Source organism: Clostridium swellfunianum (assembly GCF_023656515.1).
GTDB lineage: Bacteria > Bacillota > Clostridia > Clostridiales > Clostridiaceae > Clostridium_AT > Clostridium_AT swellfunianum.
Map to the genome: position 1 here is coordinate 3956549 of NZ_JAMOFV010000006.1, position 25668 is coordinate 3982216.

26 protein-coding genes are annotated in these 25668 nt (G+C 33.6%); 3 read left to right on the forward strand and 23 right to left on the reverse strand.

The window, feature by feature from the left end; translation table 11 throughout:
- Window positions 1-10: 10 nt before the first annotated feature.
- Complete coding sequence (gene mraZ / locus NBE98_RS18790) at window positions 11-439, reverse strand: division/cell wall cluster transcriptional repressor MraZ (RefSeq protein ID WP_250816544.1); 429 nt, start codon at window positions 437-439, stop codon at window positions 11-13.
- A 259-nt stretch (window positions 440-698) separates the two neighbouring features.
- Between mraZ and ychF the strand changes: the two genes are divergently transcribed.
- The gene (ychF, locus tag NBE98_RS18795; protein ID WP_250816545.1) at window positions 699-1796 is read left to right on the forward strand and encodes a redox-regulated ATPase YchF; all 1098 of its coding nucleotides are present in this window, start codon (window positions 699-701) and stop codon (window positions 1794-1796) included.
- A 75-nt stretch (window positions 1797-1871) separates the two neighbouring features.
- On the opposite strand, the gene NBE98_RS18800 is transcribed toward ychF, so the two are convergent.
- Both NBE98_RS18800 and deoC read right to left on the reverse strand, forming a co-directional pair.
- Window positions 1872-4163: an AAA family ATPase gene (locus NBE98_RS18800; protein ID WP_250816546.1), complete on the reverse strand. Its 2292-nt coding sequence runs from the start codon at window positions 4161-4163 to the stop codon at window positions 1872-1874.
- A 124-nt stretch (window positions 4164-4287) separates the two neighbouring features.
- The gene (gene deoC, locus NBE98_RS18805; RefSeq protein WP_250816547.1) at window positions 4288-4962 is read right to left on the reverse strand and encodes a deoxyribose-phosphate aldolase; all 675 of its coding nucleotides are present in this window, start codon (window positions 4960-4962) and stop codon (window positions 4288-4290) included.
- Between the two features lie 260 nt (window positions 4963-5222).
- Here deoC and NBE98_RS18810 point away from each other — a divergent pair, with 260 nt between their 5' ends.
- On the forward strand, window positions 5223-5627 hold the full coding sequence (locus tag NBE98_RS18810; RefSeq protein WP_250816548.1) for a hypothetical protein: 405 nt from the start codon (window positions 5223-5225) through the stop codon (window positions 5625-5627).
- Window positions 5628-5660: 33 nt separating this feature from the next.
- On the opposite strand, the gene NBE98_RS18815 is transcribed toward NBE98_RS18810, so the two are convergent.
- Entirely contained in the window at window positions 5661-8204 is a 2544-nt protein-coding gene (locus NBE98_RS18815; RefSeq protein WP_250816549.1) for a calcium-translocating P-type ATPase, SERCA-type, read from the reverse strand.
- Between the two features lie 159 nt (window positions 8205-8363).
- Here NBE98_RS18815 and NBE98_RS18820 point away from each other — a divergent pair, with 159 nt between their 5' ends.
- Entirely contained in the window at window positions 8364-10007 is a 1644-nt protein-coding gene (locus tag NBE98_RS18820; RefSeq protein WP_250816550.1) for a putative manganese-dependent inorganic diphosphatase, read from the forward strand.
- A gap of 18 nt (window positions 10008-10025) precedes the next feature.
- Here NBE98_RS18820 and NBE98_RS18825 read toward each other — a convergent pair whose 3' ends face one another.
- The 19 genes from NBE98_RS18825 to NBE98_RS18915 all read right to left on the reverse strand — a co-directional run bounded on the left by NBE98_RS18825 (window position 10026) and on the right by NBE98_RS18915 (window position 25667).
- Window positions 10026-10787, reverse strand: coding sequence for a hypothetical protein (locus tag NBE98_RS18825; protein ID WP_250816551.1), 762 nt, complete (start codon window positions 10785-10787; stop codon window positions 10026-10028).
- A gap of 24 nt (window positions 10788-10811) precedes the next feature.
- Window positions 10812-11024 carry a hypothetical protein gene (locus tag NBE98_RS18830; protein ID WP_250816552.1) on the reverse strand — a complete coding sequence of 71 codons (213 nt, stop codon included), beginning with the start codon at window positions 11022-11024 and terminating at the stop codon, window positions 10812-10814.
- 112 nt (window positions 11025-11136) lie between these two features.
- The gene (locus NBE98_RS18835; protein WP_250816553.1) at window positions 11137-11964 is read right to left on the reverse strand and encodes a flagellar hook-basal body complex protein; all 828 of its coding nucleotides are present in this window, start codon (window positions 11962-11964) and stop codon (window positions 11137-11139) included.
- Window positions 11965-11992: 28 nt separating this feature from the next.
- Window positions 11993-12787, reverse strand: a complete 795-nt coding sequence (locus NBE98_RS18840; protein WP_250816554.1) for a flagellar hook-basal body complex protein — start codon at window positions 12785-12787, stop codon at window positions 11993-11995.
- A 193-nt stretch (window positions 12788-12980) separates the two neighbouring features.
- Window positions 12981-13448, reverse strand: coding sequence for a DUF6115 domain-containing protein (locus tag NBE98_RS18845; protein ID WP_250816555.1), 468 nt, complete (start codon window positions 13446-13448; stop codon window positions 12981-12983).
- A gap of 30 nt (window positions 13449-13478) precedes the next feature.
- The gene (locus NBE98_RS18850) at window positions 13479-14207 is read right to left on the reverse strand and encodes a FliA/WhiG family RNA polymerase sigma factor (RefSeq protein ID WP_250816556.1); all 729 of its coding nucleotides are present in this window, start codon (window positions 14205-14207) and stop codon (window positions 13479-13481) included.
- A gap of 30 nt (window positions 14208-14237) precedes the next feature.
- Window positions 14238-14867: a flagellar brake protein gene (locus tag NBE98_RS18855; RefSeq protein ID WP_250816557.1), complete on the reverse strand. Its 630-nt coding sequence runs from the start codon at window positions 14865-14867 to the stop codon at window positions 14238-14240.
- Between the two features lie 12 nt (window positions 14868-14879).
- On the reverse strand, window positions 14880-15734 hold the full coding sequence (locus NBE98_RS18860; RefSeq protein WP_250816558.1) for a MinD/ParA family protein: 855 nt from the start codon (window positions 15732-15734) through the stop codon (window positions 14880-14882).
- Entirely contained in the window at window positions 15728-16855 is a 1128-nt protein-coding gene (gene flhF / locus NBE98_RS18865; protein WP_250816559.1) for a flagellar biosynthesis GTPase FlhF, read from the reverse strand. The genes NBE98_RS18860 and flhF overlap by 7 nt, the downstream gene beginning before the upstream one ends.
- Window positions 16856-18925 carry a flagellar biosynthesis protein FlhA gene (gene flhA, locus NBE98_RS18870; RefSeq protein ID WP_250816560.1) on the reverse strand — a complete coding sequence of 690 codons (2070 nt, stop codon included), beginning with the start codon at window positions 18923-18925 and terminating at the stop codon, window positions 16856-16858.
- Between the two features lie 8 nt (window positions 18926-18933).
- On the reverse strand, window positions 18934-20763 hold the full coding sequence (locus NBE98_RS18875; RefSeq protein ID WP_250816561.1) for a fused FliR family export protein/FlhB family type III secretion system protein: 1830 nt from the start codon (window positions 20761-20763) through the stop codon (window positions 18934-18936).
- Between the two features lie 57 nt (window positions 20764-20820).
- Window positions 20821-21090 carry a flagellar biosynthesis protein FliQ gene (gene fliQ / locus NBE98_RS18880; protein ID WP_250816562.1) on the reverse strand — a complete coding sequence of 90 codons (270 nt, stop codon included), beginning with the start codon at window positions 21088-21090 and terminating at the stop codon, window positions 20821-20823.
- A 15-nt stretch (window positions 21091-21105) separates the two neighbouring features.
- Window positions 21106-21870, reverse strand: coding sequence for a flagellar type III secretion system pore protein FliP (gene fliP, locus NBE98_RS18885; RefSeq protein ID WP_432432673.1), 765 nt, complete (start codon window positions 21868-21870; stop codon window positions 21106-21108).
- A gap of 2 nt (window positions 21871-21872) precedes the next feature.
- Window positions 21873-22220 carry a flagellar biosynthetic protein FliO gene (fliO, locus tag NBE98_RS18890; RefSeq protein ID WP_250816563.1) on the reverse strand — a complete coding sequence of 116 codons (348 nt, stop codon included), beginning with the start codon at window positions 22218-22220 and terminating at the stop codon, window positions 21873-21875.
- A 143-nt stretch (window positions 22221-22363) separates the two neighbouring features.
- Window positions 22364-22873 carry a flagellar basal body-associated FliL family protein gene (locus NBE98_RS18895; RefSeq protein WP_250816564.1) on the reverse strand — a complete coding sequence of 170 codons (510 nt, stop codon included), beginning with the start codon at window positions 22871-22873 and terminating at the stop codon, window positions 22364-22366.
- Between the two features lie 14 nt (window positions 22874-22887).
- Window positions 22888-23079, reverse strand: coding sequence for a flagellar FlbD family protein (locus tag NBE98_RS18900; RefSeq protein WP_250816565.1), 192 nt, complete (start codon window positions 23077-23079; stop codon window positions 22888-22890).
- A gap of 68 nt (window positions 23080-23147) precedes the next feature.
- Complete coding sequence (locus tag NBE98_RS18905; protein WP_250816566.1) at window positions 23148-24428, reverse strand: flagellar hook protein FlgE; 1281 nt, start codon at window positions 24426-24428, stop codon at window positions 23148-23150.
- A 115-nt stretch (window positions 24429-24543) separates the two neighbouring features.
- The gene (locus NBE98_RS18910) at window positions 24544-24936 is read right to left on the reverse strand and encodes a TIGR02530 family flagellar biosynthesis protein (protein WP_250816567.1); all 393 of its coding nucleotides are present in this window, start codon (window positions 24934-24936) and stop codon (window positions 24544-24546) included.
- 11 nt (window positions 24937-24947) lie between these two features.
- Window positions 24948-25667 carry a flagellar hook capping FlgD N-terminal domain-containing protein gene (locus NBE98_RS18915; RefSeq protein ID WP_250816568.1) on the reverse strand — a complete coding sequence of 240 codons (720 nt, stop codon included), beginning with the start codon at window positions 25665-25667 and terminating at the stop codon, window positions 24948-24950.
- Window position 25668: the final 1 nt, after the last annotated feature.

A 25668-nucleotide genomic window follows, 5' to 3' on the forward strand; every position in this document is an offset into this window, starting at 1 on the left:
TTAATGAAGGCTATATTCCAAGCTCGCTCATTTTTTCTGCAATACCATCAAAATCTATATTTTGGCTATTATATTCTTCCCACTTTTCCTTGCCCCAAATTTCTATCCTAGTTGATACACCTATACTTACTATCTCCTTAGAAACGCCTGCGTATTCTAATAGATTTTGTGGTATAAGTGCTCTTCCTTGTTTATCAACATCTATCTCATTTGCTCCGGAAAAGAAAAATCTAACAAAAGCTCTTGCATCCTTGCTTGTAAGTGGAAGTTTCTTAAGCTTTTCCTCAAGTATTTTCCACTCCTCCATAGTGTAGGCATAAAGACAGCCGTCAAGTCCTTTAGTAAGCACAAAGCTTTCCCCAAGTGCTTCTCTAAACTTAGAGGGGATAATCATTCTATTTTTACTATCTACGGCATGTTGATACTCGCCTATAAACATTACTCCACCTCAATAACTATTTTACTCCACTTTACACCACTTTTAACCACTATTACAACATATTCTATATAAATTTGAAAACTCCTTCTAATAATTTAGGATTTTTACATTAAATATTAAATTTTTTAAACTTTTCCCTTCTAATAGAATGTACTCAAATTGCTTAAACTAACTAATGTCCTTGAAATACCTATTGCTGTAAGGTATAATTTATTAGGAATTAAGGACCTACAAAAGAAGGAAAGGAATGTATAGATAGATGAAGCTTGGAATTGTTGGATTGCCAAACGTAGGTAAAAGCACTTTATTTAACGCTATAACAAAAGCTGGTGCAGAATCTGCTAATTATCCGTTTTGTACTATAGAACCAAATATAGGAGTTGTTAATGTTCCTGACAAGAGACTTGATGTACTTGAAAAAATTTATTCTTCAAGAAAAAAAGTTTATGCAAATATAGAATTTTATGATATTGCAGGGCTTGTTAAAGGAGCCAGCCAAGGGGAAGGTCTTGGAAATAAATTTTTATCCCATATAAGAGAAGTTGCCGCTATAGTTCACGTAGTTCGCTGCTTTGATGATCCTAACGTAGTTCATGTGGATGGTTCAGTTGACCCATTAAGAGACATTGAAACTATAAATTTGGAACTGATTTTTTCTGATATAGAAATGATAGACAGAAGGATAGAAAAGTCTATTAAGCTTGCACGTTCAGGAGATAAAAAAGCTAAGGAAGAATTAGCTTTAATGGAAAGAATAAAGTCTCATCTTGAAAGCGGTAAACCTGTAAGAACTCTAGAAATGACTGATGAAGAAATTGAACTAGTAAAAGGCTTCTTTCTATTAACTTCAAAGCCAGTTTTATATGCTGCGAATATATCTGAAGATGATTTAGTTTCAGGAAATCTTGAAAATGACTTTGTTCTAAAAGTTAAAGAGCATGCTGTTTCAGAATCTTCAGAAGTTGTAGTAATATGTGCAAAGCTTGAAGAAGAGGTTTCTTCGCTTGAAGAAGACGAAAAGATTGAACTGCTTAGGGAATATGGACTTGAAGAAACAGGACTAGATAAACTAATACATTCAAGCTACAAGCTGCTCGGGTTGATGAGCTACCTAACTGCTGGTGTTCAAGAAGTAAGAGCATGGACAATTGCTCAAGGCACAAAGGCTCCTCAAGCAGCTGGCAAAATTCACTCAGATATTGAAAGAGGATTTATAAGAGCTGAAACAATATCTTATGACAAGCTTGTAGAGTGCGGCTCAGAAGCTGCAGCCAAAGAAAAAGGCTTCTACAGACTTGAAGGCAAGGAATATGTAATGCAGGATGGCGATGTAGTTAATTTTAGATTTAACGTATAAATAATAAATTTTTAACTAGATAAGAAGATATCTTCTTATCTAGTTATCTTCTTATCTAGATATCTAGTTATTGTTTTACCTTTTCGAGTACTTTTTTATTTCTTTAGCTACAGTATCCATTACCTCAGCTACTTTCATTTCTCCAGTCCCCATTAAAATTTCAATAGCGTCATCAACAGAATCCATAGTGTAAATATGGAACTTGCCTTTTTTTATTTCCTCTTCTACCTCATGGCTTAAAACCAAATCATTTCTATTGGAGTATGGTATTAGAACACCTTTATTATCAGTAGTATCTAAAACCTTGCAGATATTAAAGAAGCCTTCTATTTTTTCGTTTACTCCCCCAATAGGCTGCACCTCGCCAAATTGATTTATAGACCCAGTAACCGCTATACTTTGTTTAATAGGTATTTTGCTAAGTGCTGAAATCATACTTATTATTTCAGCTACAGAAGCACTATCTCCATCAATTTTTCCATAAAGCTGCTCAAAACTCAAATGGAAATCTACAGGCAGTCTGGAGTAAGAATTTGCAAGCCTGTTTATATACCCTTTAAGTATATTGATAGCTTTTGTATGAATATTTCCGCTCATATTGCTTTCTTTCTGAACGTCAACAATGTTTCCATCGCCTTTATAGCAAGTGCAGGTTATTCTTATTGGCTTTCCAAATCTAAAATAGCCTGAATCTATAACTGAAAGACCATTTATTTGCCCCACTAAAGAGTCCTTCACATTTATCAGCACTCTTTTATCTCTATAGCTGTCTAAAATCTCTCTTTGAATTGTTTCTTGAGAATAAGCAACTTCTCTAATATCTTCTGAGGTTATTTTTTCTCTATTTTCGTTTATTACCTTATTGTTTGATAGCGTTAAAATCCTACTTATCTCAGTATCATCAAAATAAAGTTTAGTTCTGCTCTCTGCTTTTCTAGAGAGAAATTTAGCTGTTTCTAGAACTGCGTCATTGTCAATTGGCTTAAGTTTGTTTTCCTTAATAATTTTGTTTATGCAGCTACCTAAGGCCCTTTTACTGTTTTCATTAATCTCCACTATAGGCTCATATTCAGCTCTAATTTTAAAAATCTTCTTAAAATCTTCATCATAATTATAAAGCACATCATAGGTTTCATAATCACCTATCAATATAACTTTTTCTTTAATATTAATCATATCTGGTTTAATGCTTCCCAAGGATAGTAACTCTAGATATCCTCTGTTATAATCTAAATTTACCTTTTCAGAAATTAGTGTTTTCTTAAGATAGTAATATGCATGCGTGTTATTAAAAAGGCTATTTGCCCTAATAATTAAGCAGCCCTCGTTTGCCTTAAGCATGGACCCAGCTTTAATTAAACTAACATCAGTAGTATAAACATTATTATGATTTTCATATTCTATGTTTCCAAGAAGATTATTTACACTAGGATCTTCTTCAAAAATAACTTGCGGCTTATCATTTTCACTATTATCAACTATAACGTTTATTTCATATTTATATATTATTTCATTTATCTTTTCTTCATCTTCATCATAGTTTATTGAATAGTTGTCTATTAAATTCTTTTCTATTTTCCTGCTTATACTATCAAAGAATCCAAGCGCTTCTTCATTCTCTTCAAACTGCTTAGTATACTCTTCTTTTTCATCTTTTAAGCTTTCCAGAAAATGCTCTTCCATAAGCTTCTTTATTTTTTCAAGCTCGTCTAGTTCTACCTGTTTAAGTTCTTCAAGTATCACTTCTGCATTTTCCTTTAAAGTTCCAACTTTATCTAATATATCATCTTTTTTATCCTTCTCTAAATCATCATAATCTTTTTCAGTCATGGCCTCACCTTCCTTTAAAGGAATAAATACGAAGCCACCTTGAGTTATCTTAATTTCAAATCCATACTCCTCAGCCATATCCTCAAGCTTGCTAATAAGCTCATTTCTTTTTTTCTGCATATTATCTATTAAAGCTTCTTTTTCCTTATTAGCACTGCTGTTATAAAAATTGAAGGTGCATTCTGCATATGCATTTTGAATATCCTCAAGCTGTCTCTTAAATTCTTTTCCTTTTCCATTAGGTAAGAATAAAGCTTTAGGACTCTTTGGGTCCTCCTCTACTACATAGCATATATCCTGCGGCTTTGGTCTTCCGCTAAGTGTCTTTTCTACAAAGCTAACTATATTCTTTAGCTTTTCCTTTGAAAAATCATCTATTAAATAAACATTATAACCGCTATCATTTATTTCAAGAGCGCTTCTTATTTTTTTATAAACCTCTGTGTATTCCGGTATATATTGAACATCTTCCCTCGATATATTATCATCCAAATCATACTCATATATTATGTCCTTTGAAGTCAATTCTGATCTCACGCTGTAATTCCTCCCTTCACTATGTGCCTATTACTATATAGATATTCTAAAATTTTTATTTTAGGAACAGTTTACAAAAAATATAAAAACTGCGTCCATTAAAACGCAGTCTAAAAATTTTATATTAATAATTTGAACTTCCCTCTCCACCTTCGCAAATAGCTATTGAAGCTGAAGCGCCTATTCTTGTTGCACCTGCTTCAATCATGCTCAGTGCATCTGTATTATTTCTTACTCCTCCAGAAGCCTTAACACCCATCTCAGGTCCTACTGTTTCTCTCATAAGCTTAATATCTTCATATGTTGCCCCGCCTGTTGAGAATCCAGTTGAGGTTTTAACATAACCAGCTCCAGCTTCTTTAGCAAGCCTGCAAGCAATAACCTTTTCCTCGTCAGTTAAAAGACAAGTTTCAATAATAACTTTAGTTAAAGCTTTTCCCTTCGCTGCTTCAACCACAGCTTTTATATCTTCTCTAACGTAATCATAATCCTTATCTTTTAGCTTTCCAATATTTATTACCATATCAACCTCTTGAGCACCTTCCTTAATTGCTTCTGAGGTCTCGAAAGCTTTAACAGCACTTGTATTAGCTCCTAAAGGAAAACCTATAACAGTACATACCTTAACTTCACTTCCTTTAAGCATACTTGCTGTAAAAGCTACCCTGCCTGGGTTAATGCAAACAGATGCAAAGTTGTATTTCAAGGCTTCCTCGCAAACTCTTCTAACCTGTTCTTCAGTGGCCTCAGGTTTTAATATAGTATGGTCTATCATTTTTGCAATATCTTCTTTTTTCATATGCTTCACTCCTATAATGATATTATAAAGATAATTAATTACTTGTATTTTATCCCAACAGTTTAAAAGTAACAAGTAGATTTTAAAAAACTTTGTCATAGTTATTATGGTATTAGGAAAACTAAAATATAAATACTGTTTGTATATTTTAAATAGTTGAATTCTATGTTATAATGAACCTAAAAACGTTCAATCATAATAATACCTAGCTTGTTATTATTTCTAACATAAATAATTATATTAAAAAAGGAGTCATACATATGAGCATTAAAGAAAAGTTTGCAAAGTACTATACTGAAACCTATTTAAAAAGATATGGCGATAGACTAACACAGATTCAGGGCAATATAGTTTCTGTTAAAATTGAGGAGAAAACAATTCTTTGGATATTCCATAAGCTTAAAGCTGTTCTTATAGTAAAGCCAGACAGAAGCAAATCTGTAATAAGATGCGTATATAAAAAGAACAGATGGTTTAAAAAGCCAACCTTCATGACTGTAAATCAAGGTAACCTTGTTGTTGTTCAAGGCTTAAAAGCTAAGAAAGGCAAGGATGACAAGGAAGGCCTTAGCATAATGAATATTAGAAATTTAAGTACAAAGAAAGATTTAGTTCCTGTTGAAGGAAAAGTTCAAAGAGTTCAAAAGGTTCAAAGAATAAAATAATAAAATGAGTAGGTATTTAGCCTACTCATTTTATTATCTGCGTATAAACAAGTATAAACTGTTTATAAATGCTATTACACCTGAAAGGAATACAACTATCATCCATTGTCCGAAATTTAGAGGAACAGTCTTAAATATTCCTTGTAGGAATGGAACATATAGTACACATAGAAGCATTGCTATAGACACCAACACAGCACCAACAAGATAAGCGTTTGTGAATATATTTATTTCAAATATCGAATGCTTCTCTGATCTGCACTCAAATACGTGAATAAGCTGAGACATTATAAGTGTGCCTAATGCCAAGGTTCTGCAGGCATTTAGGCTCATACCATAATATTTTCCTGCCAGGAATGCTAAAACCGTACATATCCCAATTAAGCTTCCTCTAATTAAAATCTTTTCTTTTAAGCCTCTTGCAAATATATGCTCATTTTTAGGTCTTGGTCTTTGGAACATAATGTCCTTATCTGGTGGGTCTACACCAAGAGCAATAGCAGGAAGTCCATCTGTTGCCAAGTTTACAAGTAATATTTGTATTGGCAACAGCGGAGTATCTAAATATAATAGTGATGCCAAAAACATTGTCAATACTTCACCAAGATTGCAGGACAGAAGATATCTTATAAACTTTCTTATATTGTCATATATAACTCTTCCCTCTTCAACAGCTGCTACTATTGTTGCAAAGTTATCATCTAATAGTATCATGGAAGAAGCTTCCTTTGTAACATCTGTACCTGATATTCCCATAGATACTCCTATATCAGCTTCCTTTACAGCAGGAGCATCATTTACGCCATCGCCTGTCATAGCTACTATATAGTTTTTCTTCTTAAACAACTTTACAATCCTAAGCTTATGATTTGGACTAACTCTAGCAAAAACACTTAATTTACCTATTTTTGATTCAAGCTCCCTGTCACTTAGTTTATCAATTTCATCTCCTGTTATAACTTCAGAGGAATCTTTACATATATCAAGTTCCTTTCCTATGGCAAAAGCAGTGTTTTTGTGATCGCCAGTTATCATAACAGGTCTTATTCCAGCAATTTTACATTTTAAAACCGCATCTTTTACCTCTCTTCTAGGGGGATCAATTATACCTGCTATGCCAAGAAATATTAAATCTTTTTCAAGATCAGTTCCCTTTATTACTCCAGAATCCTTATAAGCAGCCCCTATGCATCTTAAAGCATTTAGTGACATGGATTCCACAGCTGATAGTATCTTGCTTTTATAAAATGAAGTTAAAAGCTTAACTTCTCCGTCAATAAATATGTACTTGCACTTTTCAAGAAGCCTCTCAGGTGCTCCCTTTACATAGCAACAATCTCTGCCGCCTTCTCTTATTATTACAGACATCATTTTTCTGTCAGAATCGAATGGTATGTCATACGTTCTAGTTCCCCTATAAAGAAAATTCATATATGACTTAGTGTCTTTAAAAAACACCTTTACTAATGCAGTCTCTGTTGGGTCTCCAAATAAGCTTTTTTGAAGATTGCTTTCCTTTTCATCACAGCTGCAATCATTACAATAAGTAAAACACTTTTTAAGCAGGTTGTTTTCTGGAGTTCCATCTTTGTCAACATTGTACATCTTATCATTATAATATAAAGCTTTTACTGTCATATTGTTTTGGGTAAGCGTACCAGTCTTATCGCTGCAGATTATCGAAGTACATCCTAAAGTTTCAACTGCAGGAAGCTTTCTTACCAAAGCATTTCTCTTTAGCATTCTTGAAACTCCTAAAGCTAATGCAACTGTAACGATAGCAGCTAATCCCTCAGGTATGGCTGCAACAGCAAGACTTACTCCAAGAAGGAACATCTCATAGGCATTCTTCCCTCTCCAAATACCCATAACAGTAACAATAGCACAGATTACAAGGCATAGAACAACTAAAACTTTTCCTAAAGAATTAAGCTTCTCCTTTAATGGTGATCTCTCATTTTCAATATCCTGAAGCATATTTGCGATTTTACCCATTTCTGTTTTCATGCCGGTTTCAGATACCTTAGCCATAGTTTTTCCTTTAAGAACTACGGTACCCATATAAAGATTATTTTCCTTATCTTTGCTGCTTTTATTAACTCCAACTGACTCTCCTGTAAGAAGTGACTCGTCCACCATTACAGCGCTGTCTTGAACTATAATACAGTCAGCAGGTATTCTGTCTCCACTTTCAAGTACAATTAAATCCCCTGGAACTAATAATTCTGCATTAACAACCTGAAGCTTTCCATCTCTTATAACTTTACATGTTGGTGCAGCAAGTTTTTTCAAAGCTTCCAAAGACCTTTCAGTTTTGAACTCTTGAATAAAGCCTAGGACAGAATTCATAATGACAATTATAAGTATTGTAATAGCATCTGCTTTTTCTCCCATAATACCTGATATAACTGTTGCTGCTATTAGCACCCAAACTATAAAATCATTAAACTGTGAGAGAAATATCTGTATTGGTGAAATTCTCTTTTTATTCTCTAGTTGATTTAGACCATATACACTAAGTCTTTTTTCCGCTTCACTTTTAGTTAAACCTCTTAATGAGGCCTCGCTATTTAACATGTTATCCCTCCTTTTAGCAAGTAAAATTTACACATTAACAATATATGAGGGTATGTCCAAAGATATGAACGGTTTTATTTCCGCAAATAAGAAACAAACTATTTACAATACTAGCAAATAACCTTAAAATGAAAATATTCACTAGAAAGGATGAAGCAAATGAAAGATACGATTTACATAACGGGTCATAAGAATCCAGATACAGATTCTATCTGTGCTGCAATTGCTTATGCTGAATTCAAAAATAAAACTGGGCATCTTGATGCAATTCCAGTTAGACTTGGAGACGTAAATAGAGAAACTCAATTCATTCTAAATTATTTTGGAGTTGAGGTTCCAAAACTTATCGAAACAGTTAAGGTTCAAGTTTCTGATCTTCATATTGACAACGTAGCTCCAGTCTCCCCTGATATTTCCTTAAAGATGGCATGGAATATTATGAAAAAGAACAATTCAAAAACCTTGCCTGTAGTAGATGAAAATGATTTATTGATGGGGATAGCTACGATATCAAACTTATTTTCAAGTTTTATGGATGTATGGGATAACAATATACTTGCAAAAAGCGGTACTACTCTTGAAAATATAGTAGATACTCTTTCAGCTAAGCATGTATATATACATGACGAAAATCTTAAGCTCAGAGGAAAGATAGTTACTGCTGCTATGGGACCTGAAAGCACAGAAAGCATTTTAGAGCCTGGAGATATTGTCATCTGTGGTGACAGAGAGGATACCCAAAAGGTAGTGGTTGAAAAGTGCGCATCCTTAATGATTATTACGGGCAATCACATAGCAAGCAGTGAGATAATAGAGTTGGCTAAAAAATCTGGTTGTTCCATATTATCAACCCCATATGATTCTTTCACCACCTCAAGGCTAATAACCCAAAGTATTCCAATCAGCTTTGTTATGGCAAGAGATAATATTCTAAGCTTCGATACAGATGACTTTGTAGAAGAAATTAGGGATATTATGCTTGAGACAAGATATAGAAGTTACCCTGTAATAGATACGTACGGAAAAGTTTTAGGAACAATTTCCCGTTACCATTTGATAAGTCAGAACAGGAAAAAGGTTATTCTAGTTGACCATAACGAGAAAACTCAATCTGTTCACGGTCTTGAAGATGCAGAAGTTCTTGAAATAATTGATCATCATAGAATTGCAGATATTCAAACTGGAAATCCTATATATTTTAGAAATGAACCCGTAGGAAGTACTTCAACTATTGTAGCCTCAATTTTCTTTGAAAATGGCATTAGGCCTTCAAAAAAGGTTGCAGGTTTATTATGTGCTGCTATAATATCGGATACCTTGCTGTTTAAATCTCCTACTTCAACAAATGTTGATAAGCTAATGCTTAAAAGACTTTCTGAAATAGCAAACATAGATGTAGACAGCTTTGCTAAGGAAATGTTTAAGGCGGGCACATCATTAAGCAATAGAACTGTAGATGAAATATTCCATCAAGATTTTAAGGTGTTTACTCTTAATAATCTTAAAATAGGAATATCTCAGATAAGCACTATGGACTTAGAAGGCTTCCATGATATGAAAAGTGATATGCTTTCTTTAATGGATAAAAAAGCTGTTGAGAATGGCTTTAACCTGATTGTATTTATGTTAACTGACATATTAAAGGGCGGCTCAGAGCTTTTTGTTGCTGGAAAAGAAAAAGAACTTGTTGCTCGAGCTTTCAATGTAAAATTGACTGGACCAAGCGTTTACTTGCCAGATATTTTATCAAGGAAAAAGCAAGTTATACCTCCTATAACAGCAGCAATTACCTCATTAAAATAAGAAGTGGGAAACCACTTCTTATTTTAATGCCATATAAAACATTATAAAAGTAATTAAACATATTCCATATCCAATGCTTAAATAATCCTTTATACATACCTCATCAATTTTTTTAGAATACTCTCCATAGCTTTTAAGATAGTCTGTTTTTTTAGTACTATAAAGGTAATAAAAATTAACTGATTCTACATATGCTCCTAAGATATCTACATTTAGTAGAGGTCGAATAAATAAGTTTATAAAGTAGTCACCTTTAAAGTCGATTTGAGATTTTTTATTCCTGCAGAAATATACGAAGTACAAAAATGCTTCAGCTATCATTGCTGGAATTACAGTTGAAGTTACATATACAATTTTAAATAACTCAAGTTCATAAGCTACTAAACTTATGTTATATATTAGCATGTAGGCAATTCCATAAGTATTCCCTAGAAATAATACAAACATTAAAGGAGCTATAAAGCCGCATACTATTGCCCTTGAAATAACAGAGATTGAATCATAGAAACGAACTTTTTCTCTTTGCCTCAAATTTTTCTTTTCTGTATTGCTAATATCAATTACTAAAAAAGCAGTAATAAAATTGCTTAATTCTTTTATCTTTAGTTGATTAAATACAAAGCAAATTAAAATAAATATTAGACCATAAAATATATGAAGCATAACTTTATTCTTTATAAATTTGTTTATAGTTCTATTTAATAAATAAAACAAATATTGCCTGTCCAGTTTCCAAGCAATTATACTCACTAGACATCCGAGCACGTATCCTATACCCATAATAATCCCCCGCGTTTTAAAATACTAGTCTTCTATTTCCTCGATTGGCACAGGCTTCATTTCTACTTGATAAAAATATGGATTAGTCATATATCCATATACAGGTTGAACTCCATACATAGGATTCATTCTATTCATAATGCTTTGCACAGGCTGAACAGCTATCATAGGACATGTCATCATAGGACAACACGGTTGCCTATACATTGTGTCTTTCATATTATACATATCTACCATTAGTAATCCTCCTTAAAATGTTTTATCAATACATTATATGAAGCTTACCTTAAATTTTATGAAAGCAAAAAAAATAAAGCAGTATTAGGCTTAAGCCAAATACTGCTGTTATCTATCTTCCTCTTAAGTTGTTAGCCATTCCCCACATCTCATCAGCTGTTCTCATAGCCTTAGAGCTTAACTCAAAGGCCCTCTGAGTTACTATCATTTCTGTCATTTCTTTTGTCAAGTCAACATTTGAAAGCTCTAGCAAGCCTTGTCTTATACTTGAGTCCTCTTCTAAATAAGGTCTTTCCACTGGGACTTCAACACCATTTATATTTTGGGTGTCAATTACATATAAACTATTTCCTATAGATCTAAGGGAGTCTTGTCCAACTACGTTATACAAGTTTATTTTTCCAACTTCCTTATTAACATTTCCATCAGTTTTTATTACTCTTCCCTGTTCATCTACGGTAAAGTTGTCTTTAGTAAATTGTTTATCCTCTTGTTGAGTACCTTCATAAAAATTTATAAAGAGCCTATTCCCATTTTTATCAACTAGACTTCCGTCAGCATCTAAGTTAAAGCTTCCACTCCTAGTGTATGCAAGCTTACTACTTCCATCGGCATTTTTCTCTGGGAGTTCTACTGCAAAATACCCTTGACCATCAATTGCTAAATCAGTTTTTTGAGTAGTTTCACTTAAATTTCCCTGACTTGCATCTCTTGTCCAATCTGCAGTTCTTACTCCAGTACCATTTATAGAAGAAGCTCCATCCTTTACATTTGTAGGATACCCATTTCGATTAAGAGTTTCGTATACTAAGTCTTTAAAACTTACATCCACTTTTTTATAGCCTTCGGTGTTTACGTTTGCTATATTATTTGATATACTATCAAGCTTTTCCTGCTGTGCTGTCATGGAGCTTCTACTGCCCCATAATATTCTAAGCAAGCTCTCATCTCCTCTCCATATCTATATCCTATCTAACTGTACCCACTTCATTTACAGCCTTCCCCAAAGTCTCATCAATAGACTGTAAAATCTTTTGGTTAGACTCGAATGTTCTCATAGTTGTCATCATATTTACCATTTCATTTATTACATTAACATTAGATTTTTCCAAATAACCTTGCTTAACATAAATATCATCACCCTGAATTGGATTCTCTCCTTGGTACAGATTATCACCAATCTTTCTAAGACTACTATAGTTTTCAAAATCCACTGTGGCAAACTTATAGTTTTGTCCATCTAATGAAAACCTGCCATTACCCTGAAGTTTTATTTCTCTGTTTCCGACTTGAATCGGTGATGGAGCAGAAATAGGCATTCCATTGTCATTAATAGCTGAGGCAAGTATTTTATCTCCGCTATTATTAACTAAGAATCCCTGTCCATTTACATGTAAATGACCATCTCTAGAATAAAAGGTGTTAACTAACCCATTATTATCTCTTAAAACAGAAAAGAAACCTTTTCCATCAATTGCAAAGTCGCTCCATTTATCTGTTGTCTCAAGCATTCCTCCAGTGAAGCTTGTGTTAACTTCATCTATTCTGCTCCCCTGACTTATGGATCCAATAACATTTTGCACATTCTTCCCATTAATAAGCTTGTCATAATTTTGTATTAACACATCATCAAATTTTTTAACAGAAAGATTATCTCCTTTGAAACCAACTGTGTTAACATTAGCCAAGTTATTAGTTATTACATTTTGCTTAGCTTCCTGCGTAATTAGACCAGATACAGAAGTATAAAGGGATCTAATCATTTACTCACATCCTTATCAATAACTTTAAATTCACCTGGGTAATCCATACCCAAACCTCTAGCTCTTCTTTCTATTTCAGAATCACTAATATTTGTACTTACTTTAACACCGCTCATAATAATAGTAGCAATTATAATTCCAATTCCAATTCCAAGCAGAATCTTTCTATCACTAAGAAAGTCTATTAACTCTTTTATTTTAGATATAATTCCTTTATTAATAGCACTTCCCCCTTGCCTACTCCAAGTTTTACGGAAACATCCTCAACAGAGAACCCTTCTTCTAGGAGTTTATTTATCTCTTCTATTTTTACACTATTGCCTTTTGTGTTATTTTCTTTCTTAACTTCACTATCTTCTGAAGGTATATCATTTTTCTTGTCTTCGATTACCTCAGTTAATTCTTCGTCTGATTTTTCATTTTCTTTAGTATAAGTTATGACATCCTCAATATTTTCTTTCTTTAATTCTATAATTTGCTTCTGTAATTCTAAAATCGTTTCTGAGAACTCACGTCTCAATACCCCTAATCTTACCTCAAATTCTGCTAATTCCTCTTCCTTATTATGAAATACATTTTTAAAGGAATTCTTTTCTCTTTTAATAGCTTTAATATTAAAAATTATTAAAGTTGTTCCTATAATTATCAACAGAAACCCCATTTTACCAACTCCATAAGTATATATTTTAAATTAAGGCATATATTTTAACCTGCTCAATTCCTTCTTTAAATGCATTATAGCTCTGCTGTGGAGCTGACAAACTCTAGATTCAGAAACTTCTAAGACTTTTCCTATTTCTTTTAGAGTTAAGCCTTCATAATAATATAAGGAAAGCACTGTTCTATCCTTTTCATTTAAATTATCTAAAGCTTTAGCTAAAAATTCAATTTCTTCCTTTTCCTCTAAACTCTTTTCAGGACTTGGGCTTTTATCATCTTGAATAGTTCCAATCAGAGGCATATCATCATCCTCAGAAAAGATTAAATCCTCTAGTGAGACAACAGAAATGTAATTAATATAGCCTTCAATTTCGTTAACTTCTTCTATGGTCATACCTAAACTTTTAGCTATCTCTCCTGTAGTTGGCTCTCTCAATAAACTCTTCTGCAAGCTTTCCATAGCCTCATTATATTTATTTAATTTGTCCATAGCTCCTTTTGATATAGGGCTGTTTCTTCTAAGCTCATCTATCATTGCACCCTTAATTCGGATAGATGCATAAGTAGAGAATTTCATACCCCTACTTTCATCAAACTTGTTAATAGCATCCATGAGGCCAATCATTCCATAGCTTACTAAATCTTCATACTCTATATATCTGCTTTTTCCAACTATCACTCTAGATGCAATATATTTCACAAGTGGTATATATTTCATAACAATCTGTTCTTTTACTTCAACAGCCTTAGGTATAGCCACAATTTACTTCCCCCTAACTCTACATTAGCTCTAATATCCTTTTTTCATCTGATCCCGCATTACTTGAAATATAAATCTAATTACTTTTTCCCTTTTTCTTTCTTCCAGTTCAGTAAAGCTTACACCGCATATAATCCTCTTCGAATCTTCCTCTGGTTCAATTCTAACAATCTCTCCTTTTACTTCTAGGAACTCATTGTCTATAGGGATTTTTGCAATAATTTTATCACCCAAATTTAATTCTTCTCTTAGCTTAATTCTCATACCGCCGCCGCTCAAATCAACCATAGTAGCTTTAAGTGCCTTTACTTCATCATTTTTTCCTATTTTTAAGTACTCAATTGAGCAAACTATAGGGACTCTTACAAACCTTCTTCTTTGTACTTTATATATTTCCTTTGGATAAGCTAATAAAATTATTGGAATCTTATCAACTCTTCTCCCTATTGCGTAAGTATAAAATTTATAAATGTCTTTATCACTATAGTATAAGACTTCAACTTGTTCTCCTGGTCTCAATGGAATATACTGTCCTTCTTTTATAGGAATGCTAATACAAATAAATCCCTCTTCAACATTTTCAATTGTACTCTTGTAATATTCATCATTCCATGCTATTTCTATTCTGCTGTTTATTTCAAAGGTTAAATTATCTAGCATAACCATTACTCCTTATGAAAAAATACTAAAAATCTTTTTAAAAAGTCCTTGTACTCCTGACTTTTGTTCAGCATTCTCGCTGCCTATTAATTTACTTGCAATTTTATTTACATCTCGTGCTGCATCACAGTTTGGAAAGCTCACCATAAATGGCTGCTGATTTCTAACCGCCTGAACTAATTTTCTATCCTCTGCTATACTTCCTAAGTAATCAAGCTTTAATTTTAAGAAGTTCGATACGGCATTATTAAATTTATTATAGGTTAAAGTAGCCTCTTTTTCATCTATGGCTCTATTTATAACTACTTTTGCACTACTCTTTATCTTAAAATGGCTTATAGCTTTTACAAGACTATAAGCATCCGTCAGGGATGTTGGCTCTGGTGTAGTTAACACAATTAATTCTTCGCAGCAAGCCACAAACCCTAGTACACTTCTATTTATTCCTGCTCCCGTGTCCATTAAAATATAGTCAAATCCTTTTAAGTCTTCCAGTTGCTTTATAAAGCTTTCTCTTTGCTTATTCGTTAGTTCCTCAACTTTTGATAGCCCTGATCCTCCTGGAAGCAGTTTAACACCACTTGGGCCAGTTATAATTACATCATCTATCTTCTTATTATTAAATATTACATCAAACACATTATATTTAGGCAGGAAGCCCATTAAAACATCATCATTTCCCATTCCTACATCTGCATCAAATATAAGTACTTTCTTTCCCATTTGCTGCAGCGAAATTGCAAGATTAACTACGAAATTACTCTTTCCTACTCCACCTTTTCCTGAAGTAACTGTAATTATTCTTGCTCTATCTTTATTCTCATTATTTGCTGCTAATTGTCTTAATCTTTGAGCTTGATCTAACATATATTATCCTCTCCCAATATAAGACTAGAAACTTCAGCTGCTGAAATTGCTTTTATATCGTCAGGTACATTTTGACCTGTAGTGATAAAGCTCAATGGTTTTTTTGCAGCATCCAGTATATTTAAAACTGAACCATAGGTTGAGGTCTCATCTAGTTTAGTTATTATTACATTATTATAATTTAATGGTCTATACCCTTCAATAATTGAAGTAACATCTCTATTTTTTGTAGTGGAGCTAATTACTAAATGTATATTATCTGTATTCACCTTATCAACGAAAGCTCTAAGTTCAGAAATTTGCATTGTATTTTTGCAGCTTCTCCCTGTTGTATCTATCAAAACAACATCACAGTCTTTCATAGCTTCCATGGCAGTCTCCATCTCTTTCATTGAGAACACAACTCTAAAGGGGATATTCATTATATCTGCGTAAGTTTTTAATTGCTCAACAGCACCTATTCTATAAGTATCTATAGTTATTAAGCCAACAGTTTTCTTCTCTAACAAAGAAAGTCTGCCTGCTAGTTTAGCGATAGTAGTAGTTTTTCCAACTCCAGTGGGTCCCACTAAAACTACAGCTCCTTGCATCTTAGCCTTTGAAACAGAGATTAACTTTTCAATGGCTGCTTTAGCCTTTTGAAGTTCATCTTCCTCACCCTCCACTGCTTTTACCTTAGTAAGAAGCTTTTTAACGAGCTTTTCATTTATATCACTTTCTTCAAGCTTTACCTGCAGCTTTGTTCTTCTTGGTGTTTTATCCTGAGGCTTACTCATCATTTCAGAAATAAGAGACTTCATATCCTGCATTTCTCTGAGCAATTCTTCACTATTTTGAACGGCTTTAGCCTCGTCCTTCTGCTCCTCTACCTTTTTCTCTTCTACTTTAACACTTTCAACTGCTTTTTTAATTGCTTCAATACTGTCTACAACTTGTTCGTCACCCTTTTTCACATTTTCAACAGCAGCGGTTACCTCTAATATTTTTTTAGAAAATAAGCCCATGAAACCCGGCTTTCTTATTTTTCTTTGACTTATTATAACTGCATCCTTGCCAAGCTCGTATCTAATACGAGTCATGGCTTCATTCATGCTATTGACTATATATCTCTTTATAATCATTTAGATGGTCACAACTCCTTCAGTTCTTATCTCAATATCATTTGGTATTTCATTAAGAGATAATACAACTATATTTGGAAATACCATTTCGATCAGTCTTCTAAAAGCTGGCCTAATTTTTGGTGATACAAGTATTACAGGCTGATTGTCATAGAAATATACACTATCCAAAACATCCTTAATAGAATTTAAAATTCTTCCTGTTGTATCTGGATCTATTGCAGGAAAAGATCCCTGCATGGATTTTTGAATATTGTTTGCAACTCTATCCTCAACATCTGGAGATAGGGTAACAACTGTTATTGCACCATTTTCATTAATTAAAGGATTGCATATGTTTCTTCCAAGAGCAAATCTTACATACTCAGTTAAGAGCTCAATATCCTTTGTTGCTCTAGAGTTATCAGCTAACGATTCTAGTATTGTAACCATATCCTTTATAGACACTTTTTCCTTTAATAAATTCTGCAATACCTTTTGCACTTCTCCTATCGTCATAAGATCAGGAATAAGTTCCTCAACCACAGCGCTGTATTTTTCTTTAACCGCATCTATGATTAACTTGACCTCTTGTCTTCCCAAAAGCTCATGAGAATGGCTCTTTATAGTTTCTGTTAAGTGAGTAACCATAACCGTTGTAGGATCAACTACTGTAAGGCCCTTTATTTCTGCATCTTCTCTTTGATCCCTATTCATCCAAACAGCAGGAAGGCCGAAGGCAGGTTCTACAGTTTTAATTCCTTGTATTTCAAAATCACCACTACTTGGATCCATACAAAGAAGCATGTTAGGCATTAATTCACCCTTTGCCGTTACTGTGCCTCTGATTTTAACAACATATTCATTAGTTTTTAATTGGAGATTATCTCTGATTCTAATAGGCTGCACTACTATTCCCATTTCTATAGCACATTGTCTTCTAACAGAAGAAATTCTCTCGAGTAAATCTCCGCCTGAACTTTCATCTGCTAAAGGTATAAGACCATAACCAATTTCTATTTCCATAGGCTCTACAGTTATTAAAGACATTACATTTTCAGGCTCTCTTTTTTCAGTTTCTATAATTTGCTGCTGCTCTTCCTCAATTTGAGCTATTGTTTGAGTCCTCTGATCTTTATACAAGAAGTATGCGCTAACCCCTGTAGTGATTGATAGAATGAAAAATATGAAATGAGGAAGTCCTGGTATAAAAGTTAAAAATAAAAGCACCACTGACGATATAGCTACAACTTTAGGAAAACCAGTAAGCTGTGAAATTACCTCTGTACCAAGGTTCCTATCACTTCCGGAACGCGTAACCAAAATTCCTGCGGCAGTAGATATTAAAAGTGCAGGAATTTGGCTTACTAGCCCATCGCCTATGGTAAGTCTTATAAAGGTTTGTGCCGCAGTACCAATATCCATCTTTAACATTACAACTCCAATTATAATACCACCTACAGCATTAATAAGCGTTACTATAATTCCAGCTATAGCATCACCCTTAACAAACTTAGAAGCACCATCCATAGAACCATAGAATTCTGCCTCCATTTGAATTTTCTTTCTTCTTTCCTTTGCCTGAGTCTCATTTATTAGTCCTGAATTCAAGTCTGCATCTATGCTCATCTGTTTACCAGGCATAGCATCAAGAGTAAATCTTGCTGACACCTCCGCAACTCTTCCAGAACCGTTAGTAATAACCATAAACTGAATAACCATTATTATTAAGAAAATTATAATTCCAACTACATAGTTTCCACCAACAACGAAGCTTCCAAAAGCTTCAATTATTTTCCCTGCATAGCCATCCTTTAAAATAAGTCTTGTTGAAGAAATATTTAGCGCAAGTCTAAACAGTGTCGTAATTAATAGTAAAGTAGGAAACACTGAGAATTGAAGCACTTCTGTAGTAAACATTGTAAGAAGGATAATAACTACTGAAATGCTTATATTAAGCGCAAGCAAAATATCCAGCATCATAGAAGGCAGCGGAATAATAATCATAAGCACTATTCCAATAACTAAAAAAGCTACAAGCACATCTAGATTGCTTTTTATTTCAAATTTTGTTTTAGTATCTCCAGCCATTTAACCACCTACTTCTTCTTTTTCATTTTATAAACTATTGCTAAAATCTCTGCAATTGCTTGATACATTTCTGAAGGAACTTCGGCATCTATATCTACTTGTGCATATATCATTCTAGCTAAGAGTTTATTCTCTATAATTGGAATATTACTTTCCTTAGCTATATCCTTAATCTTTATTGCCACATTATCAGCACCTTTAGCTAATAGCACTGGAGCGCTATCTTTCCCATCTTCATACCTAAGTGCACAGGCTATATGAGTTGGGTTTGTTACAACCACTGTAGCATCAGGTACAGCCTGCATCATTCTTCTTGAAGCTATCTCCCTTTGTTTTTGCTTTATCTTAGATTTAATTTCTGGGTTACCTTCCTGTTGTTTGAATTCTTCTTTTATCTCCTGTTTAGTCATCTTTAATTCTTTATTATACTGAAATCTTTGATAAAGATAATCAGCAAGTGCTATTGCTACCATGACTATTGTAATTTTTGTAAACACACCTATAACAAGCTTTCCAAAGGCAGCAGGTATGGCTCCTATTCTCAAACTGCTTATTTGAAGAAGGATTGTATAATTATCTCTTATAAAGCTATAACCTATATAGCCAAGTAAAGCCACTATTATTAAATCCTTTATAGTTTCCACAGCAGTTCTAGAGGAAAAAATTCTTTTAAAGCCGCTAAGAGGATTTAGTTTTGAAAGCTGAGGCTTTACAGGTTCTCCAGTTAACATAAATCCAACCTGTGCAAAGTTTCCTAATATACCGAATATCATTATTGGTGCAACTATAGGAAGTATGACTATAGCTAGTCTCCAAATTACTACAAGCGTTAAGCTTTTTACATCAGTATAACTGATATCTTTCATCAAGTAGTCTGAAAAGAATATGTTTAGCGTTTCTTTAAGACTTGTCCCCACATAGGTTCCAAGCGCCATAAGTACTAAGGTTGAAGCTAAAAGTGTAAAAGCCAAATTAACCTCTTTACTTCTTGCTACCTGTCCTTTTTTTCTTGCATCGCTTTTTTTCTTTGGAGTAGCTTCTTCCGTCTTATCTTCAGAGGCAAATACAATAATAACTGGAGCCAACTTAAAAATTCCCTTTAAAACATCACCTATATCTCCAAAGCCATTTATCATGAGTTTAAATAACAAAGGAAGAGCAAGAACGAATGCAGATAACCCCACTAATACCTTTATAGGCATACCTAATATCATAAGATTAAGGTTAGGAACTGTTCTTCCTATAAGTCCTAAAACTATATCTGTTATAAGAATTATCAATACCAATGGTATCGCTATTTTCAAACCTAGAGCAAAGAATTGTATAAATGCATCTATAATTAGGCCGACGCTTTCTCCACCCAAAATAAATTTACCTAGACTAATTGCATTGAAGCTTTCTATTAAAGCACTAATAAGCATATGGTGGGCATCTATTGTGAAAAATAGTACTAGACTGGACCAATATAAAACGTGCTCTAAAAGGGTAGCATTACTATTAGTTGATGGATCAAACATATTTATCATAGAAAAACCAATTTGAAAGTCTATTAATTGACCAGCCATCCTGATAGAAAAAAATATCAAGTTTGTAATAAAACCTAATGTCAACCCTGTGACGATTTCATTAATAGCTAAAGAGATTAATTCATAATTATTTGTTATGTTTACATGTGAATAATTAATTCCTGGTATTAGGATATACGCTATAACTAAGGTAAAGGCAACCTTAGCTATGTTGGGAAAGCCCTTTGGAAAAAATATTGGAACTACTACAAAATATCCAAGCATTCTTAAAAAAACTAAAATTATTGCTGTAAAGTAGGCAATATTAACCAACGCTTATCCCTCCTCTATATATTTCAACTTTTTACAGCAAACTATAAAGCTTTTGTATTACTGTACGATATTTGAAATAAGTGAAAAAATCCTTTGAGTAAAGTTTACTACAGTGTGAAGCATCCAAGGACCAGCGATGAGTCCTACTACAGCAGCTGCAATAAGCTTTGGCACGAAGGTTAGTGTCTGCTCCTGTATCTGTGTAGTTGCTTGAAAGATACTAATTATCAAGCCTACTACCAAAGAAACAATAAGAATGGGCGCTGCCACCATAAGACCTGTTTGCACAGCATCCTTTATTATTGAAATAATCATATTTTCGCTCATTTAGACTTCAACTCCCTATGAAAAACTCGTTATTATAGACTTAACAAGCAAATGCCATCCATCTACCATTACAAATAAAAGAAGCTTAAAGGGAAGCGATACCATTACAGGCGGAAGCATCATCATACCCATAGATAAAAGCACGCTGGCAACAACTAAATCTATAATTAAGAACGGTATAAAAAGCAGAAATCCTATAGTAAATGCTGTTTTCAATTCGCTTATTATAAAAGCAGGTATAACTACATATAGCGGAACATTTTCCTTGTTTATTTCTCCCTTAACCTTAGCAACATCAACAAAGAGTTTGAGATCGTTTTGTCTTGTTTGTTTAAGCATAAATTCTCTTAGCGGCTTTGATCCTTCAGCTATAGCTTGCTCTTGGGTTATCTTATTTTCCAAATATGGTTTTATCGCATTAGTATTTACAGCATTAAAGGTTGGTGCCATTATAAAAATGGTAAGAAAAATCGCAAGTCCTATCATAACTTGATTAGGGGGTGACTGCTGTGTACCAATTGCACTTCTAAGAAATGAAAATACAATTATAGTTCTTATAAAGCTTGTTGTCATAATGATTATAGAAGGGAGCAACGTAAGAACTGTTAATATTATAAGTAGTTTTATATTATCAACATATTCCTTTGGCGTATTAGCTCCATCTACAGATATATTAACCTTTGGCAAGGGCAATGTTGCTGGCGCAGCTTGTACATTATATCCAAAAAAAACTATAAAGGCCATAACTAGAAGTGTTACTACTGCATATCTTTTTTTCATCTCTATCCTTCCTTTTTTTTCATTACTTTTTGGTAAAAATCCTTCAAGCTTTCGTACTGTGGAATTTCTTTTGTTGCCTCTAATCTCATAAGTTCTTCATCACTAAGCTCTAAAAGAGTATCTACCTTGCCAGCCGAGGAAGTGAGTACATAGCCCTTATCTCCTATTTTTACTACAATGAGGCTGTTCTCCTTTGAAAGAGAAACCCTCTCAAGTACTTTAATGAATTTCCCATTTTGCATGCTCTGAAGTTTGTTTCCTCCAAACTTAACAGACATATAGAACAAAAATAAAATCAAAGGAAGAAACACAATAATTTTAAGCAGCATTATCCAAAAATTAAAATCCATACGTTCCTCCTTTTTAACTTTTCCTAATATTAAACCAATCTAATTCAAACAATATTCGACAAATACATAATACTAAATTTTATAAATACTATCATTATGATTGCTTAGGGGAATAAGGTAAGAATAGCTAATAAGTCTTCCCCCTACTGAATTAAAATTTCATAAAAATATATATTAGTTACTTTTCCCTTTTCAAAATAAGCACTTATTCTAGTTAAGATTTCTTTTTTCAAGTCCTCAACATTCTTTTGCGATGCAAAGTCTGAAGCTTTTTTACTTCTCAAAACACCATTTATAGCATCTCTGATTATAGGCTTCTTTTCTTCGAGTTCCTTCTCCATATCCTTTTGCTTTTTAGCTTCATAACCTAGATACAACTTTGCCTTAAAGAATCTTTTTCCACCTTCATCTGAAAGATTTACTAAAAATTCATCCATATTGTATGTATAAGGTGAAAGATCGTTTGCTGAGTTTTGCACAGTAGGATTAGGGGTTTTATTTTCGGCGATACTATTGCTGCCTGAGATTTTAGTATAGAGAAGATATCCGCCAAAGCTTCCACCAAAAATAAGAATTACTAACAAAACTATAATAATAATCCTTAAAGCATTACCTTTTCCCTTTTCTTTTACTTTCTCTTTCTTTTCAGCCATGTCTTGGTCTCCTTTTACAGTCCTATCCTAAAAATTCTGTTTTTGTATTCTATAACTTTATTGATTATTTCTTCTGTGCTTTCAAGAACAATATACTTATTACCATTTGTCAAGGTTATAAGGCTATCTGGCACAGCTTCAACTTTTTCTATATGGTCAGCATTTAAAATTAGTTCCCTATTATTAAGCCCTGTAAGCTTTATCATTTACCTATCCCCTTTGCAAGAATATTTTAGCTAACGGAGCAAGCTCCGTCAGCCTTAATAATTAATTATTATCTTTTTAAATTTAATATATCTTGAAGAATTTCATCTCCAGTAGTTATTGTCTTTGAATTTGCCTGGAAGGCTCTGCTTGTAACAATCATATCTGTAAACTGTTCTGCAAGATCTACGTTTGACATTTCAAGCATTCCTTGAAGCATATCTCCATATCCGCCACTATTGTCTTGATCTGCAGGCACATTCATTCCGCTTCTAACTATAGCATCACCAGAGTTTGCTGACTTCTCATAAAGATTTCTTCCGAGCTTAGTTAATCCAGCTGGGTTTTTAAATGAAGACATTGCTATCTGTCCAAGTGCAGATACAGAACCATCATCTAAGACTGCTGAAATAACCCCATCCTTACCAATGTTAAAAGTTGTTACTTTAACTGGCTCATCAGATTTAGCATATAAGTTTTGCCTCCACATCGAATCTGTTGTAGGAGCAGGATCAGCAGGAGCTATAGTCACACCATTATAAACGAAAGGCTTTATAGAGTTGTCTTGCTCCTTTCCATTTAAAAACCAGCTCCACTCACCTGATGCAGCAGTATATTTAACTTCAACTACAGCAGTCTCACCTGTATATAAACCACTTATTGTTGGCGAGCTTTCAGGATTACCGCTTGAGGCTGGCATTTTTGTTCCAGTTGCAAAGTTACTCGCTGGTCTTGAAATGCTATCTGGTATAACTAGAGGAACTAAGGTACCTTCAGATTTAACAGATAAATCGTTAGTATTTACAAAGTTAACACTTTCAAGTCTTCCATCCTTATATTTAACGCTGCTTTCCCCACCGTTAACTCCCATTGCATAACCTAAAACTCTGTATCCATCTGAAGTTAATAAATTACCTGACTTATCTAATGTAAATGAACCATCTCTAGTAAAGCTTATAGACATACCATTTGTATCTAAGACTTCACTTCCGTTTAAAGTAATAGCTCTATCATTATCAAATGGAAGTTGACCACTCCCAACCATGAAATATCCATCACCATCAACAGCAACATCAAGATTTCTTCCAGTTGGCTGCATCATACCTTGAGAAACTATAGTATCTATACCGGCCATTTGAACTCCAAGACCTACCTGCCTTGGATTAACTCCACCTTGATTAACTCCTGGTGCTAGAGCTTGTGATACATTTTGGCTTAACATATCCTGAAATCTAACTCTTGCATTTTTAAAACCTGTTGTACCTACATTAGCTATGTTATTACCTATAACGTCTAACTTAGTCTGATTAACTCTCATACCAGATATTCCTGAATATAATGATCTTAACATACTTTCCCTCCATAAAACCTTTTAGGCTTTTATTTTTGCCAGTTCAGTATGATACTTCTTACTTTGCTTCTATCCTTCCACAAAGCTGAGCTTCCTTATTAAGGTCCTGCCCCTATTATAAAAGCACCACACTGTCTATATTTGTGAATACATTATCCTTACTGCCTTCTTTATCAACAGCAGTAATTATAGTCCTATTTTTAATGCTTGCTACAAATACTACATCCTTATATAATATCAAGGATTCCTTTGCACCTTTTTCATCTGCTTTATTAATGCCTTCGTTTATCCTATTCATGTCACTTTCATTCAGCGAGATATTTCTATCTTTAAGTCTCTCAGCCGCATGATTTGATATTAGAAAGCTGTCTCGTTTATCTACAGTATTCTTTAAAATTTCGCTAAAGCTTTCTTTACTTTTATTAGCTGGCTTGCTGCTGCTATTTATATCGACGGGCTGAATTCCATTAACCTGGTATAGTGTACCGTTTATCACTCTGTATCCCATAGTGTAAGCCTCTACTTCTCAACTCTTCTGAGGCTGGTATATGGCAGTTCAACAATTTCCTCAGAATTTTCAACTTGTACCTTTAACTTTACTGTATTTCCATCAATGAAAACTCCGTTTATAGTTCCTTTATATATGTTTCCTGCAGCGTCTTTATCCGCAAATTCTGCCTTCTTACCTATCAATGAAGATGAAGTCAATAACAATAAATTTTCATTTAAAGCTTGTTGGTTATAATCCGGCATATCTGCCACATCTGTAACATCGCTATAATCAACTTCCATTACCTCACTCTTACCGTCTTTTATAACTTGTACACTAAGGATTACATTGCTGCCTGATTTACTAACACTTTGAACTGTACCTGTATACGGTATTCCTTTAAAATCCGTCTGCCTTAAAGCAACAAACTTACCAATTAACGAGTTGGCTGAACTCATTCGCATAGTACTATTTAAGTTTGACATTTGCTCAAGAGATGCAAATTGGGCCATCTGTGCAACATATTGAGTAGAATCCTTAGCATTATCAGGATTTTGGTTTGATAGCTCCGCTGTTAATATCTTTAAGAAAGCATTTTTATCCATTTCATTTCCTGGTTTAACTATCTTCGTACCTTTTGATGTAGCCCCAACTGCAGAATCCGAAGCTTTTAAGTTAATGCCTGTTTTTGCTGCCTTGGTATCCTTTGAAGTTATTTCAGATAAAAAGCTTGTTGTATTTACTTCCATT